This is a genomic window from Sporomusa sp. KB1, from assembly GCF_007830295.1.
Lineage (GTDB): Bacteria > Bacillota > Negativicutes > Sporomusales > Sporomusaceae > Sporomusa.
This window is the reverse complement of sequence record NZ_VLKC01000002.1, coordinates 3,868,028-3,882,112: the sequence shown is the minus strand read 5'-3', so window position 1 is coordinate 3,882,112 and position 14,085 is coordinate 3,868,028. Positions and strand designations below refer to the sequence as shown.

Here is a 14,085-nt window from a genome sequence, read left to right as displayed (position 1 = left end):
GATTCTTAAAAAACAAAAAATTGGACTAAAGTCCTATATTCCATTACATTAATTTCTTATCAGGCCAAAGCGTTCCAATACCGGTGCTGCGTTAAGCCTGACAAAAAAGCTTCGGAATGTATGTTGTCCTCTAAATATAGGTATCCGTTCAAGTGCGTAGGGGTTACTTCCCGTACCAGCCTGACCATAGCGAATGGTAAAGGCTGCTTTATAGCCTGCCTGCTTAACCATTTCTTCAATCTGGTGATTATATACGCCAGTAGGATAGGCAAAATATCGCGTTTTAACCCCTAGCTGCCGCTCCAGTTCTTTTCGTGAGTCAGTCAGCTCTCTCATAGCCTCCTCACGTGAAAACTTGGTAAGAGCGGCATGAGATACCGTATGGGAACCAAAAACAAAACCGTCTTTTTGCATTGTCCGTACTTGCTCCCAGGACATAAAGTTTTCCTCATGTCCTACTTTATTCGTCACTAAAAATATAGTAGCCGTAAAACCATACTTTTTCATAATCGGATAAGCATTGGTGAAATTATCCAAATAACCATCATCAAAAGTAATCAAAATGGGGTTTTCCGGCAGTTCCCGATCATGATTGAGATAAGCCATAAGCTGGTCAGGCGTTATTGTCGTAAACCCATTTTGAGCTAAATATGCCATTTGCTCTTCGAACTCTTCTGGTGGTATTGACAACGCATGATAAAAGTTATCCACTTTATGATAATTTAAGATCGGCACATCAGCAAGTGAACTACCTGCAACACGATTCATATTGCGTCCCGCCACTACAGCAGTGGTGCTTACTACAGAAGCTGATACTATTAGTAAAAAAACAAGGCCTATAATGAGAAACCATCCCTGACGTCGACTAATGTGAACCACCGTCCCACCTCCCTAAAAGACTAAGCTGGATCCTGCTTTGCGCTTATAGTTGCGCCACAACATAAGTACTCCGGCCACTAGTATGGCAATGACGCTAACTAGTTGCGCTAATCGCCACACTCCAAACATTTCACTATCAAGCCGCAAGCCCTCAATGACAAAGCGACCTGCCGAGTACAAAATAATATACAGCAAAAATACACTGCCAGCTGCTGACTTACTTGGATATTTAGTAAGCAGCCAAGTCATAATAATAAGTATACTAAATACAATTAAGTCCCACAAGCATTCATATAAAAAAATCGGATGAAAAAAATCAAACTGTTCATAGCCTAGCGGGCGATATATATAGTCAATGTAGATGCCCCAGGCAACATCAGTCGGATATCCAAATGCATCCTGATTAATAAAGTTTCCCCATTGACCTATAGCCTGCCCAAAAATAAGCCCTGGTGCCAGCATATCGGCCCATCGCCAAAAAGAAATTTTTTTAACTTGGCAATATACCCAGATTGTCAAAGTGACGCCGATAATAGCTCCATGGATAGCCAAACCACCATGTTGCACTTGCAGGATTTCATTGGGGTTAGCTGCATAAAGCTGCCAATTTACAATAACATAGTAGGCTCTGGCAGTCACTAAGCCTACAGGTAAACTATAGAGTGCCAATTCTAGCAATCTGTCTGAATTTTCATTACGCAGACGGACATAATACCAGCTAATAGCCACTGCTATAATTATAGCAGTGGCTAAAATTAGCCCAAACCAGTTAAAATTAATTGACCCAATAGAAAAAGCAATTTTCTCCATATAAAGCTCCTAACATAACTCTGATTTCGTATAAAAAATATAAATCAGTTAATAATAAATAGCATGATTGCCATTCTCTAATTTCATAATAAAGTCATGACAAATATTAGTCAAGTATGCTATAATGATTTATATTGTCAACATGTTCCACGCTCAACTAAAGGAGGTTATTAAAATGACTATCACTAAAGAAATGAGTATTGTTGATGTTGTTCAACAATATCCCCAAACCGTTGAAGTATTTCGCAATTTTGGCATGGGCTGCTTAGGTTGTGCCGCCGCCCGCTTCGAAAATATCGAACAAGGCGCTGCTGCCCATGGTATTGACACACCGGCACTGATTGCCGCCTTAAATGAAGCAGTAAGTGCATAATTGCAAAAACAGGGCAAATTACAGCCCTGTTTTATTTTTTTTGATTTGACTGATACCTAGCCACGGTAATACCAAACGCCGCTTCATAGTCAAGGGCCAGTTGGGTATTATCAATCTTAAGAACATAAGCCGGAAAGGTCTGTAGCACCTCGATCTCCCTTCCAGGTAACAACCCGAAAACGATAAGTTTTCTCATGCTTGCTGCGCTTTGGCCGTGTATAGCTATAACGCTAGCCTTCTCACCTGCTTTAAGTTCGGTTACCGATTGTTCTGTCATAACACCCCTCACCTTCCTATGGCCAACAAGGTAAGCACATTATGAATGAGTGCCGCCGAACCGTAAGCAATCATAATTATTACCACCACCATTGTCAAAGATATCACTAGCCCTCGTTCTTTAACCATGACAGCCAATTGAGCCACACAGGGAACAAATAAGGTTAATGCAATTGCTGCAGTAAGCAATTGCGCATCTGTTAGTTTACCTGCCACTGCGAGATCGTAAAGTCCTGCAGCCCCATAATCACGCCGGAAAAAGCCCAGTAAAAATGCTTGCGCTGCTGCTGGCGGTAACCCGATAAATGCCATAAAGGGCTCAATATAGCATATCATCCTATCTAAAATGCCGCTGCAATCGCCCGCCCATAATAGAATACTGGTAATAATAAACACCGGTAGTATCTCCATAAAATACCAGGCCATGCGGGCATATGCCTTTTTCAGGACATTACCAACAAGCGGCAATCGTAATGGCGGTATTTCCATATAAAAGGCGCTTCTGCTTCCCGGAATAAACTGAGCACTCAACCAGCCCACACTGGCAAAGACTAGCAGCATATACGCACTCCAGATAGTAACAATCGTTGTGTTATGAGAAAGTAATGCTAAGACTACCCCCAACTGAGCAGAACAAGGTATCGTTAAAGACAGCAAAAAAGTAGCCAATACTCTTTCACGCTTGCTTTCTAAGGTTCGCGTTACCACTACCGCCATGCTGCCACACCCCAATCCCAGCGTTAGCGGGATAACAGCACGGCCGTTAAGTCCAAAATACCGAAAAACAGCGTCAACCAGCATAGCCAGTCGCGGAAGATACCCAGTATCTTCCAATAAGGCGAAAACCAAAAAGAAGGTCCCGACAATGGGTAAAATAATTGCAGTTGCGTACCGAAATCCCATCGTAAAAATACCATATTCACCGGCTACCAGCGACCTTAGCCACTCCCATGGAATATAAGCATTGGCGCCCATTACCACCACCGGATTGATGATGGGCACAAATACGCTGTCATTAATATAGTCAACAAGGTATCCGGCCCCAAATTTCCCCACAAACTGGTATAATCCAAAATAAAGCACCAAACATAAAATTGGAATCCCTGTTAAAGGTTCTCTGGTTATTTTGCCCAGCCAGCCTGCCATGTTTTTAAATGGCTGACGCTCAAAGCTTGCATATCTGACAACATTAGCCACTATTTTATCAATAATAGCCTGCTGCTCTATTGCTACCAGAGCAGCAAGGTTATTTTTATTTTTCAATGCTAAGCAATCAATAACGGCAACTATCTTCAGCCACGCTTTTTCGGTCTGTGCAGCACTATTGAGTACCATAGTGTCCCCTTGCAAAAGCAGTAAGGCAGTAATCCTTTTGCTCATACCATAGGAGCAAGTTAACAGAGCGCTTATTTTAGTTATCGCTTGCTCAAGCTCATCATTTAGTTTAAAGATACTTGGCTGTAGTTGTTTATATTGACTAATTGCTTTTCTTAACGCTTCTAATCCAGCCTTATTGACTGCCGAAGTCGCAATCACCGGAATCCCCAGCATTTTTTCGAGAAGCTGAATATTGATAAGCATCCCCATATTCTGAGCTTCATCCATAATATTTAAATTAAGAATAACCGGCAACCCTGCATCAATAAGCTGAATCGTCATATTGAGCATCCGCCTTAGATTTTTTGCATCGACAACATGAACAACAACATCTGACAATTGCCTGGTTAACAATAGTCGAGTGACCCTTTCCTCTTCTGTCAGAGGAATTAATGAATACATCCCGGGGGTATCAATAATCTCAAAACGCTGCAGGCCATATTTGAAATGGCCTGTGGAAATATCAACTGTAGTACCTGGGTAATTGGACACAGCAACATAACTGCCTGTCAAATAATTAAAGATGGCACTTTTGCCAACATTGGGCGAACCCACCAGTACTACTTTTACTGCCTTATCCCGCACCATTATATCCTCCGCTGCTTCAGAAATACTCATGCTATTTCCTATGCCATTGTATAAGGGGATATGCGTTACAGGACAAATAAATTCCCGGCCATATGGCCGGGAATAACGGTTATACTAGTTTTTTGAGTTTAGAAGTTATGTTGGCTTTAGGCAGATAACCTGTCAGTTTTTCTAATTGCTCACCGTCTTTGAAGACAATCATTGTAGGCAAACTCATCACACCGTATTTTTGGGTTAGTGAACGATTTTCATCAACGTTAACTTTTACAACTTTGATTTGGTCACTCATTTCTTGCGCCAATTCATCCATAATAGGTGCAAGCTTATTGCAATAGCCACACCAAGGAGCCCAAAAGTCTACAAGTACCGGCTTAGCCGTATCAAGCACTTCCTCCTGGAAATTGTTACCGTTAGCATTGACTACAGTTGCCACAGACAGTCCCCCTTTTCACTTAACTGAAGTACATATCCACTTGTGGTTGCGCAGTTCAACCAATATACAGTTTTGATCAACCACAGTAAGACCCAAATTATTGGCTGCCGCTACTACATTGGCGGCATTGGCCCCAGGCTGCAGCCATACATTTTTAATGCCAAGTTCAGAACAATTATTCATAATTTGTTCCCCGACTTTCGGCGGTACTACAACATTCACAACCTCAGGCCTGATTGGCAAATCCCTAAGGGCAGGATAACATGTATCGCCAAGTATCTCGGTTATACCAGGGTTTACCGGATATACACTATAACCAGCGTCCTTGAGCGCTTTAAATATCTTATAGCCAAACTTCTGTGTGTTGTCGGTAGCTCCTACAACAGCCCAGCTTTTCGCTTGGAGCATAGTCTCAACAGGAGTCACAGATTGCCCTCCTTACCTCAATTTACGACGCTATCAGTTAAATCATTCCTCACTAATGGTAACTTTATTCATTATGTCGCCTTGGCTGATTTGATCAACAACATCCATACCTTCAATAACCTTGCCAAATACTGTATGTACGCCATCTAAGTGCGGCTGAGGCTCATATACAATAAAGAACTGACTGCCACCAGTATTAGGACCGCGATGTGCCATTGACAACGATCCCCGTTCATGTTTGTTCGGATTGCCTTTCGTTTCACAAGGAATAGTATAGCCAGGACCACCAGTACCATTGCCATTCGGGCAACCACCTTGGGCCACAAAGCCTTTAATTACTCTGTGAAATTGTAAGCCATCATAAAAACCCTCTGTAATTAGCTTTTCAAAATTAGCAACAGTCTTAGGTGCATCTTTTTCAAACAACTCAATAACAATCTGTCCTTTATCCATCTCAATAATTGCTTTTTTCAAAGTTTATCCCTCTCTTAAATAGAATTATTTTTATTATAACATAGTGGATGCCCTTTGGCAAAATTGGAAATCGCTATACACGCAAAAAATACTCTTCCTATCGAGAAAGAGTATTTTATAAAATATTATGTACGCCCATGGTACCGTGCTCTCGTATGTTCATACCCGCCGCTAAGCAGGTGGGCGTTTTCTAGTTAGGCTTTTGCCTTCCACTCCAAGGAGGCACGGCAGCGGCATCACATCAAACTCCCCAAGTAAATGAGTAGGTTGAACATATAAGAGTGTAACGAGCACCTCAGGCATTAATTTCTGCTAACATCATGTATTTTATCATGCTTATACCTTTATCTCAAGGCTGAAAAACAGTCAAAAAACTGGGGTTTTTGACTATTTCTTTTAAACCACCCGGATCATTCCTTTTCGTCCTTGACCTCACGCAATCACTAAGCGTTTGACTTTTACTATTCTCAAGGGTTTAACGCTAAGGTTCCATGAACAGCCAAATACATGGCGTTTGCAGTGAGGTATAGGAAACCCGATTAAGGAAGATTGTTCATACCAATTTACACAAAACTTCCGTAGCCTCACTCAGTCTTTCGGCGTAACCAGTAACGTATCTATCTTGGGCTTAGCAGGCCAAATTAAAATAATGGCATTTTAAACTAAAGGTGCCCTACATCCCGAAAGAAGAAGGCACCTAATTCTTACCCAATTTCCCAAAACGGTTAAACTCAACTGTGTCAATCAGGCAGCTCGAAATCTGACTATCACTCCTGTGCTTTAGAGCGATCACGGACGCTAAATCCTGCAGCCAGAAGAGGAATTACTTCTTCTTCTGGCACTGGTCGACTAAAGAGATAACCTTGAATAATATCACAGCTAATATCTGATAAATAATCCAACTGTTGCTTAATTTCAACACCCTCAGCAATAACAGATTTATCAAGTATATGTGCCATTTCTATAATTGAACAAATAATTTTCGCTGAAACTTCATCAATAGCCAGTTTGTCAATAAATGACTTGTCTATTTTTAATGTTTCTACTGGCAAGCTTCGCAAATAGGTTAGAGATGAATAACCTGTTCCAAAGTCGTCGAGCACCAGACGAACCCCCATATCCTGCAATTCCTTTAACTTGCCTATTGAATCCTCTATTGAAGCCATGAGAATACTCTCAGTAATTTCCAGTTCTAGCTGATAAGGCTCAACTCCGACCTCCTCTAAAGTGCTCCTTACAATAGAAATGAAGTCACTTACTGCCAATTGCTTAGCAGATATGTTAACTGCAATGTATATCTTATTCCATCCATTCTCTGCCAATTGTCGAGCAAACTGACATGCTTTTCTTAAAACCCATTGCCCGATTGGATGGATAAGACCGCTTTGCTCAGCCAGCGGAATAAATCTAAGCGGAGATATAAGGCCGTACTCGGAACTCTTCCAACGAAGCAGAGCCTCGAACCCCATTATGTTACCAGTAGTAATACTTACCTGGGGCTGATAATTTAAAAACAGTTCCCCTCTCTCAATAGCTTGTCGAAGACTATTTGTGAGCATCATTTTCTCGTATATTTCAGCCTGCATTTCTTCTTCATAAAATCTCAAGCAATTCTTCCCGGCCCTCTTAGCTTCATACAAGGCGCTATCAGCATTTTTAAATACTTCCTCCGATGTGTCGCCATCAGCTGGATACATAGCAATACCAATACTAGCTGAAACGCGAAAAAGATTATCAGCTATTTCAATATCCTGGCTAAAAGCTTCGAGTATACTAGCCGCAATCTCTGTAATCGAGCATCGTTCATGCTTTCCTGGTAAGAGGACAATAAATTCGTCTCCCCCAATTCTACCTACCACGGCACTGTTACCAGCTGCTTTTACGATACGCTTGCCTGATAAAATAATGATGTCATCACCGCATTTATGCCCAAAAGTATCATTGATCATCTTTAAGTCATCTAAATCTATGAATAGGATGGCTCCTGGTTCATTAGTCAAGCGAGCCTTGTTTATCTCCTCTTCGAGCCTGTTATCCAGATATACTCTGTTTGACAAGCCAGTCAGTGCGTCCGAGTAAACCATCTTTTCAATCTCTGCACTTTTCCGGCTTAAGGCTTCTTGTGCTAACTGCCGTTCCATTATTTCCTCTTCAAGGGCCGTGTTCATTTCCTGGAGTTGACTAGTACGTTCACGAACGATACTCTCTAACTCTGCTTCGTTTTGTTTAAGAATACCAACTGTGTTTTCAATTTTCTGGCTCATCTTGACGAAAGCTTTGCATAGATTACTTAGCTCATAGGGCATCTCTGATAACCCCTCGGCTCGACTAAGCATTTCATAATTCTCACCCATGACCAGATTTGACTGTCCAATTAGCCAATCAATCGGCCTTTTAATACGGTTAGTGAAGAGCGTAGCAAGCGGTAAAAGAAATAGAACCAGAAGTATAGTACCGCCCGCCATCACCCCTACTTGAGTATAGATAGGAATTAGAATTTCATCTTCACTGATACTGCCAATTAACGTCCAGCCACGCTCGGGTATGAATTGATATGCCCCTAGTACCTTATTTCCCAGGTAATCTACCCAACTAGCACTTCCTGTTCCGCCAAGGTGTATTTTTTGCATTGCTTGTGGGGAAAGTTTTGTTTTCATTTTAGAGCTTTTATCTATAAGCCCCTTGTCGATCAATACATTTACATATCGCGGCTCAGCAAGCATCGTTCCTTCATTATTTACGAGGATGATCTCTCCCGTTTTACCCATCCAATTGTCACGAAGCAACACTTCAAGCGTAGTAGTGCGAACAGAGCCAAGTATCAAACCCTGAAAGCTGCCAGTGTTATCATAGACTGGAGATGAAAAGTTAATTATAGGTAAGCCACTATTGCGGCCAATCACAACATCGGAGATATATTCTTTTCCTAATGCAGCCGCCTGAAAATACGGTTGACCCGCAGTTGATATATGATGAATTCCTCCAGCAAGGGTAGATAGTCTAAAATAGCTGTCTTTATCAATATAGGATAACGAATCAAAGTCTGTACTGTTTCGCTGCATTAAACTGAGAATATTCCCCATCTGTTCAACATCTGCATTTCGAAACGGTTCTAACTGGCTTATCTTACGAACATCATTAGCTCTTTCTTCTACCCAGTACTCAATTAATCGTTGTTGAAAATCAACCCGCTGACTTATTAATTCCAGATTATTCTGCTTAGCTAGCTGAATTTGCCCAATTGTGTAGATAGCCATAATTAGTAAGCTTGGTACAACAACAAGCAAAACTGTCCATCGTTTGAATTGATGCTTTAACGTCAGATTTTTCATACCTAAGCTCCTTAAATTAGTTGGGAATCGGAAGGGACCACTTCTGTAAAAAGCCCCGGACAGTGATCAGCTATTTACCTGATAATCCCTTTAAACAAATAATAAGCAAGAAATATGCCAACCCGACACGTTTTTTGCTTATTATTGTAGTCTTGAACATATTGGTTTTTCAGCGTATTCCTCAAATAAAATGCAACACTTTTTATAAACAATCATCTTACGTGTACAGATCAGTGCACGTAAACCCCTATGTTGCATTTATTTGTACAGCAGTCTGGTTTTGTTTTATAGTTTCATGTATTCCCCAATAGACTGGAAATTGCATATGAAAAGTAGCTCCGCCGGATGAGTTTCGTTCAACTGTTATTGTTCCCTGGTTGGTCACTACAAACGAATGTACAATAGATAGCCCCAGCCCCAGCCCCCCATCTTCAAACTTAGTCGAGAAAAATGGCTCGAATATTTTATCTAGAAATTCCGCTGCTATGCCCGGTCCGTTATCACTAATCTCAACAACAGCATACTCCTCTTGTACCCAAGTGCAAATTTCTATCCGCTTCTCGCTTTGCCCTGCATCGTCAATTGCCTCTATGGCATTGGTTAATAAATTAATAATAATACCCTCAAGCGCTGCAGGCACTATCATTACCCAAAATTCCTTATTTTCAAATTCTAAGCTAAGATTAATACCTCGGATTTTTATTTGACTATCTAAAAGTTGTATTACATTACTAATTGCATCGTTAAGTTTAACCGGGACTTGCGTCTGCTTTTCTTGCTTAGCAAAAGAACGTATATTTTTTATTATCTGATCAATCCGTTCTACCTGCGTTGCTATTGATTTAATGTCATTAATAACTTTGTCCACATCAAGAACTTTTCCTTGTTTATGCCAATATAAAGATGCTCCACTAGCAACTTTTATAGCATTTAACGGTTGATTGATCTCGTGAGCTATGCCTGCAGCCATTACTGCCAGAGTTGCAACCTTCTCGATTCGAGCTCGTTCATGGGCTTCCGCTCGATGCGCTTCCTCAAGCAGCTTTCGCTCTACACTTTCACGAGCCAATCGAGCATTGACGTCTTCGATCTCAGCAACTTTACCTTCCAGCTTAGCTTCATTCTCCTTAAGTAAGCTGACAGTAGTCTGGATTTTTTTACTCATTGATACAAAAGTATTGCATAGTTTATCTAGCTCATACGGTATTTGCCCCGAAAACCTTACCTCTATAGCTTGATCGTAACGTTCCTGAGCAATAAAGTTTGACTGTCCTATTAGCCACTCGATAGGACGTTTAAGTCTGTTTGTGATTGTTGCTGCTAGCGGTAAAATCATTATTAGCAAGATACATGTGCCACTGGCCATCAAACCCAATTGAGTATAAATAGGAGCAAAAATTTCGTCTTCCCCTATACTACCGACTAATGTCCAGTTTCGTTCAGGTATGTCCTGGTAATCCCCAACAACCTTTTTATCCTCATAATCGAGCCAGGATGTGTTGAGACGAATATTTTTTAAGGCTTCGTCAGAAAGCTTTAGCTTCATTCGAGGCGAACCCTCTATAAGCCCCTTTTCTATCAGCTTTTTTGCATTTCTCGGTTCAGCTATCATAACTCCTTGGTTATTGATTAAAATAATCTCACCAGTCTGTCCAATCCAGTTTTCCCTAAGGAGTGTCTCAAGTGTTATCGTTCTAACAGAACCAAGTATTAGCCCTTGAAGAGTCCCATCATTATCATAAATAGGGGATGAAAAGTTAATAATCGGCAGACCACTATTTCGGCCAATTACAACATCAGATATATATTCCTTTCCCAATGCAGCTTGCTTAAAATACGGTTGGCGTACCGATGAAGTAAATTTAATTCCTTGACTGAGTGTAGAAATCTTAAAATAACCATTTTTATCGACATATGATAAAGAATCAAAATCACCGCTTAGCTCCTGCATCATATCCAGAGTATTTTTCATTTTGTTTTCGTCTAGAGCTCGAAATTCTTCCAGCCGGCTGATTTTGCGGACATCATCTGCCCTTTCTGCTATCCAATATTCAATTAGCCTCTTCTGAAAATCCAGTCTCTGGCTTATAAGTTCTATGTTCTTTTGTTTAACTACCTGAAATTGCCCAATTGTATAGATTGCCATTATAAGAAAACTTGGAATCAACACCAGAAAAAGGCCCCATAGTTTGAATTGGCGCTCTAAGGTATTAGTTTTCATCAATCGCTGGTATCCCGTAACCGGCAGGCAAGAGAACTGCGTGAAATACCAAGATACTGCGCAGCCTTCGTCTTGTTTCCCTTAAACTTTTCTACAGCCTTATGCGCAATGCTTCGCATATATTTATCTAAATCGAAAGGTGCCTCAGGCAGCGAATAGTTATTAACATCAAGCAGATTATTGTGGTTATCAGCAATCGTTTCTAAGAATTGAGTTTGAAGCAAATTCAAGTGTTCTGTGCGAATCTCTGTGTCATCATACATGAAAGTAATCCACTCTATCAGATTCTTCAGTTCACGGATATTACCTGGCCAATGATATGTTATAAGACGCTGAGCCGCTTCTTTGCCTATCAAGGAAAACTGTTTCTTTTTCTGCTCACTAGCCATTTTCATAAAATGGCTAGCTAGAGCAAGAATTTCGTCTTTACGTTCCCTTAGAGGGGGAATTATGATGGTGCCAACCTTCAAACGAAAGTAAAGGTCTTGGCGAAACTTCCCTTTCTGAACGCATGTTGCTAAGTCGGTGTTAGTCGCACAGATGATTCGTACATCAGTTTTAATTTTTCTTGTGCCACCAACCCGGTAAAATTCCTTTTCTTGAATAACGCGGAGTAGTTTTCCCTGAAGCTCAAATGGTAGTTCCGAAATCTCGTCTAAAAACAGAGTTCCGCCATGAGCCATCTCAATAATACCTGGTTTTCCCCCACGTAAACTGCCGGTGAATGATCCTCCTTCATGACCAAACATTTCGCTCTCAAATAATGAAGGAGTAATGGCAGCACAATTAATATCTACAAACGGAGCAGTCTTCTCAAATTCTCCAAAATGAATCAATTTGGCGATAATCTCTTTTCCGGTTCCCGTTTCTCCTTGGATAAGTACAGAAATTGTTCTATTAGTATGGTACTTTTTAGCTTGCCTAATTATATCTTCCATGGTCTTAGAATATATACCAATATGCTCCATACCTACTGACTGGGCCACTAACTTTCGTAGCTGTGCTATTTCCACCCTAGTTTCAAAGGTTGCTGCTTTTACTTCTTCCTCAAAATGTTCGGTCAACCGCTCATTCTCATGGCGTAGTAAGTAATATTGCTCAATTCTTTCAGTAATAATAGCAAGTTCTTCCACATTAATTGGCTTTAATAAGTAATCACGTGCTCCGAAACGTAACGCATCGATTGCTGACTCCATATCGCCGTGTCCTGTAAACAGCACCAAGCTCGTATCAGCTTTAGGATTTATTGCCTTGATTTTCTTTAATAATTCAAGCCCGGACATTTTAGGCATTTTTATATCTGATAATACCATCGGAAAACAATTTTGTTGAAACACCGGCAAAGCTTCGACACCATCACCGCATTCGTACACAGTATGTCCCAAATCGTTCAAAAAACTTGCGATATGTCCCCTGCTATCTTGATCATCATCTACTAATAAAATATTCAAATTCTTCCTCCTTTTTTTGGTATCGGGAATTTTAAGTGATTTTTTCCCAAAACCCTGATAGGCACAGTCGGAAGTATATTCTTTAACAGCTTACGATTATTTTATTGCATCTTCTCCAAAGGTTGTCCAGAAGACTTACAGCCTGAAAAATTTCTGTATTGCAATTTGAGGGGCTTCTTCATCACCACGGGTCATATGAGTGAACATTTATTACTCTGACAGACGAATATGTAATCGCAATTTACCGCTTTAAATGTCCTTCCAAGGACTGTGCAAAAACACATAATCTTAAAAACCAACCTTCATAGGCGCTAAGCGGCAGGTTACCCGGGATGTGCGGAAGAAACTGTAATTAAAACTAATGGACAAGGTACGCCGCTGGCCGAGATAGCAGACAGCGTCCCGCCACCTGCAGGCCCTTATTCGGAAAAAACTTTATGGCACTGGAAGAATGGTTGGAGTAAGCGGATTAATGCGATACATGCTACTGTTCTTGAGCAAGTTCTTGATAGATAATGTTATTGCGGCACTTTAAGATGTGGGAGCAGATATTAATGGATGTAAAACTACAAAAACAGATAGCTGCTTTTCGTTATGAACTGATTGCACCAATTGTTTCTCGGCAAGGCCTTGGTCTCAGTTTAGTTATTTCGTTAATATCCCTAACTTACCACATGGTTTACAGCCTTGAAAAATCCCCTCAGTTTTATCCAAGAAAATCTGTTTTCTAAAGAGACATAGTTTACAAATAATGGCGAACTATAAACTCAAATTCTTTATAATGGATTAAACTTCCTGCCTCACAAGAAAAAAAGGTATGGGATATTTAAAAGGGCGTGTCGCAAAACGTTTTTTGAAAAACGCAGAGCGACACGCCTTTTTGGGTAATTTAGGAAGGAAACTCCTAGTAGGGAGAATGAAAAAAAGAAGCCGCAGTCGGTTTATGTGCACAACAAAACAGAGGAAGCCTCTTCCTCTAAAAAAATCTGTATATAGTTGTCAGGCCGCTTTGGGAATATGTAAATAGGTTCCACAGCGGCCGCTTTGGATTTTGTTATGGAGTTTGTTTAGGTTATACCCCATACATAGCAGCAACAACTCGGTCTGGACCTTGCCTTTGCCCCTCAGCAGAAACCGTCGGAAGCCCATGTCCTGTTTAAGTACACCGAACGCTCCCTCTACCTGGATGGAGCGGTTTATGCGCAAGAGGACACCTTCCTCACTTTGAATGCGCGCCTGCATTTCCTGCCTCTGCCTGAGAAAGGTTTTGGATACGTACAGGTTCTTGCTCCGTTCTTCGAGCGGCGTCTTGCTCTTGCCTTTAATGCATTGGGCCTTATACGGACAGCCGGCACACTCGGTGCAGGCGTAGACCGTTGTCACAATGGGATAACCCGCCTTTGACTTGGTTTTTTTTCATACGCCGCCTTGATGGGGTGGCCCCT

Annotated in this window: 12 protein-coding genes, 1 other RNA gene and 1 pseudogene; 2 read left to right on the top strand and 12 right to left on the bottom strand. The window is 41.0% G+C overall.

The window, feature by feature from the left end; genetic code table 11:
- Nucleotides 1–48 precede the first annotated feature (48 nt).
- Together SALPA_RS21665 and lgt are read right to left on the bottom strand one after the other, a co-directional pair.
- Nucleotides 49–879, bottom strand: coding sequence for a polysaccharide deacetylase family protein (locus SALPA_RS21665; RefSeq protein ID WP_255451294.1), 831 nt, complete (start codon nt 877–879; stop codon nt 49–51).
- 12 nt (nt 880–891) lie between these two features.
- A complete protein-coding gene (gene lgt, locus SALPA_RS21660) occupies nt 892–1,689 on the bottom strand; it encodes a prolipoprotein diacylglyceryl transferase (protein ID WP_145098842.1) in 798 nt (265 codons plus the stop codon).
- Between the two features lie 175 nt (nt 1,690–1,864).
- On the opposite strand from lgt, the gene SALPA_RS21655 reads away from it, so the two are divergent.
- Nucleotides 1,865–2,062: a DUF1858 domain-containing protein gene (locus SALPA_RS21655; RefSeq protein WP_145098839.1), complete on the top strand. Its 198-nt coding sequence runs from the start codon at nt 1,865–1,867 to the stop codon at nt 2,060–2,062.
- 31 nt (nt 2,063–2,093) lie between these two features.
- On the opposite strand, the gene SALPA_RS21650 is transcribed toward SALPA_RS21655, so the two are convergent.
- From SALPA_RS21650 to SALPA_RS21610, 9 genes are all read right to left on the bottom strand, one after another.
- Nucleotides 2,094–2,339: a FeoA family protein gene (locus SALPA_RS21650; protein WP_145098836.1), complete on the bottom strand. Its 246-nt coding sequence runs from the start codon at nt 2,337–2,339 to the stop codon at nt 2,094–2,096.
- 8 nt (nt 2,340–2,347) lie between these two features.
- On the bottom strand, nt 2,348–4,333 hold the full coding sequence (gene feoB / locus SALPA_RS21645; RefSeq protein ID WP_255451293.1) for a ferrous iron transport protein B: 1,986 nt from the start codon (nt 4,331–4,333) through the stop codon (nt 2,348–2,350).
- A 79-nt stretch (nt 4,334–4,412) separates the two neighbouring features.
- Nucleotides 4,413–4,736, bottom strand: coding sequence for a thioredoxin (gene trxA / locus SALPA_RS21640; RefSeq protein WP_145098833.1), 324 nt, complete (start codon nt 4,734–4,736; stop codon nt 4,413–4,415).
- A gap of 15 nt (nt 4,737–4,751) precedes the next feature.
- Nucleotides 4,752–5,162, bottom strand: coding sequence for a CoA-binding protein (locus tag SALPA_RS21635; RefSeq protein WP_145098830.1), 411 nt, complete (start codon nt 5,160–5,162; stop codon nt 4,752–4,754).
- A 42-nt stretch (nt 5,163–5,204) separates the two neighbouring features.
- Nucleotides 5,205–5,636: a peptidylprolyl isomerase gene (locus tag SALPA_RS21630; RefSeq protein WP_145098827.1), complete on the bottom strand. Its 432-nt coding sequence runs from the start codon at nt 5,634–5,636 to the stop codon at nt 5,205–5,207.
- 128 nt (nt 5,637–5,764) lie between these two features.
- Nucleotides 5,765–5,941, bottom strand: a non-coding RNA gene (ssrS, locus tag SALPA_RS21625) — 6S RNA.
- A 462-nt stretch (nt 5,942–6,403) separates the two neighbouring features.
- Nucleotides 6,404–8,968 carry an EAL domain-containing protein gene (locus tag SALPA_RS21620; protein WP_145098824.1) on the bottom strand — a complete coding sequence of 855 codons (2,565 nt, stop codon included), beginning with the start codon at nt 8,966–8,968 and terminating at the stop codon, nt 6,404–6,406.
- A 247-nt stretch (nt 8,969–9,215) separates the two neighbouring features.
- Entirely contained in the window at nt 9,216–11,189 is a 1,974-nt protein-coding gene (locus tag SALPA_RS21615; protein WP_145098821.1) for a cache domain-containing protein, read from the bottom strand.
- On the bottom strand, nt 11,189–12,640 hold the full coding sequence (locus SALPA_RS21610; RefSeq protein WP_145098818.1) for a sigma-54 dependent transcriptional regulator: 1,452 nt from the start codon (nt 12,638–12,640) through the stop codon (nt 11,189–11,191). Before SALPA_RS21610 ends, SALPA_RS21615 begins: the two co-directional genes overlap by 1 nt.
- A 554-nt stretch (nt 12,641–13,194) precedes the next feature.
- Here SALPA_RS21610 and SALPA_RS29200 point away from each other — a divergent pair.
- A complete protein-coding gene (locus SALPA_RS29200) occupies nt 13,195–13,371 on the top strand; it encodes a hypothetical protein (protein WP_186451170.1) in 177 nt (58 codons plus the stop codon).
- A 268-nt stretch (nt 13,372–13,639) separates the two neighbouring features.
- Here SALPA_RS29200 and SALPA_RS21605 read toward each other — a convergent pair.
- Nucleotides 13,640–14,038 (bottom strand): annotated as a pseudogene (locus SALPA_RS21605) (transposase); the annotation flags it as partial.
- Between the last annotated feature and the right edge of the window lie 47 nt (nt 14,039–14,085).

Coding starts and splice junctions, on each gene's coding strand:
- lgt (WP_145098842.1), bottom strand. CDS start 1,689: ATGGAGAAAATTGCTTTTTCTATTGGGTCAATTAATTTTAACTGGTTT.
- SALPA_RS21655 (WP_145098839.1), top strand. CDS start 1,865: ATGACTATCACTAAAGAAATGAGTATTGTTGATGTTGTTCAACAATAT.
- SALPA_RS21650 (WP_145098836.1), bottom strand. CDS start 2,339: ATGACAGAACAATCGGTAACCGAACTTAAAGCAGGTGAGAAGGCTAGC.
- feoB (WP_255451293.1), bottom strand. CDS start 4,333: ATGAGTATTTCTGAAGCAGCGGAGGATATAATGGTGCGGGATAAGGCA.
- SALPA_RS21620 (WP_145098824.1), bottom strand. CDS start 8,968: ATGAAAAATCTGACGTTAAAGCATCAATTCAAACGATGGACAGTTTTG.
- SALPA_RS21615 (WP_145098821.1), bottom strand. CDS start 11,189: ATGAAAACTAATACCTTAGAGCGCCAATTCAAACTATGGGGCCTTTTT.
- SALPA_RS29200 (WP_186451170.1), top strand. CDS start 13,195: ATGGATGTAAAACTACAAAAACAGATAGCTGCTTTTCGTTATGAACTG.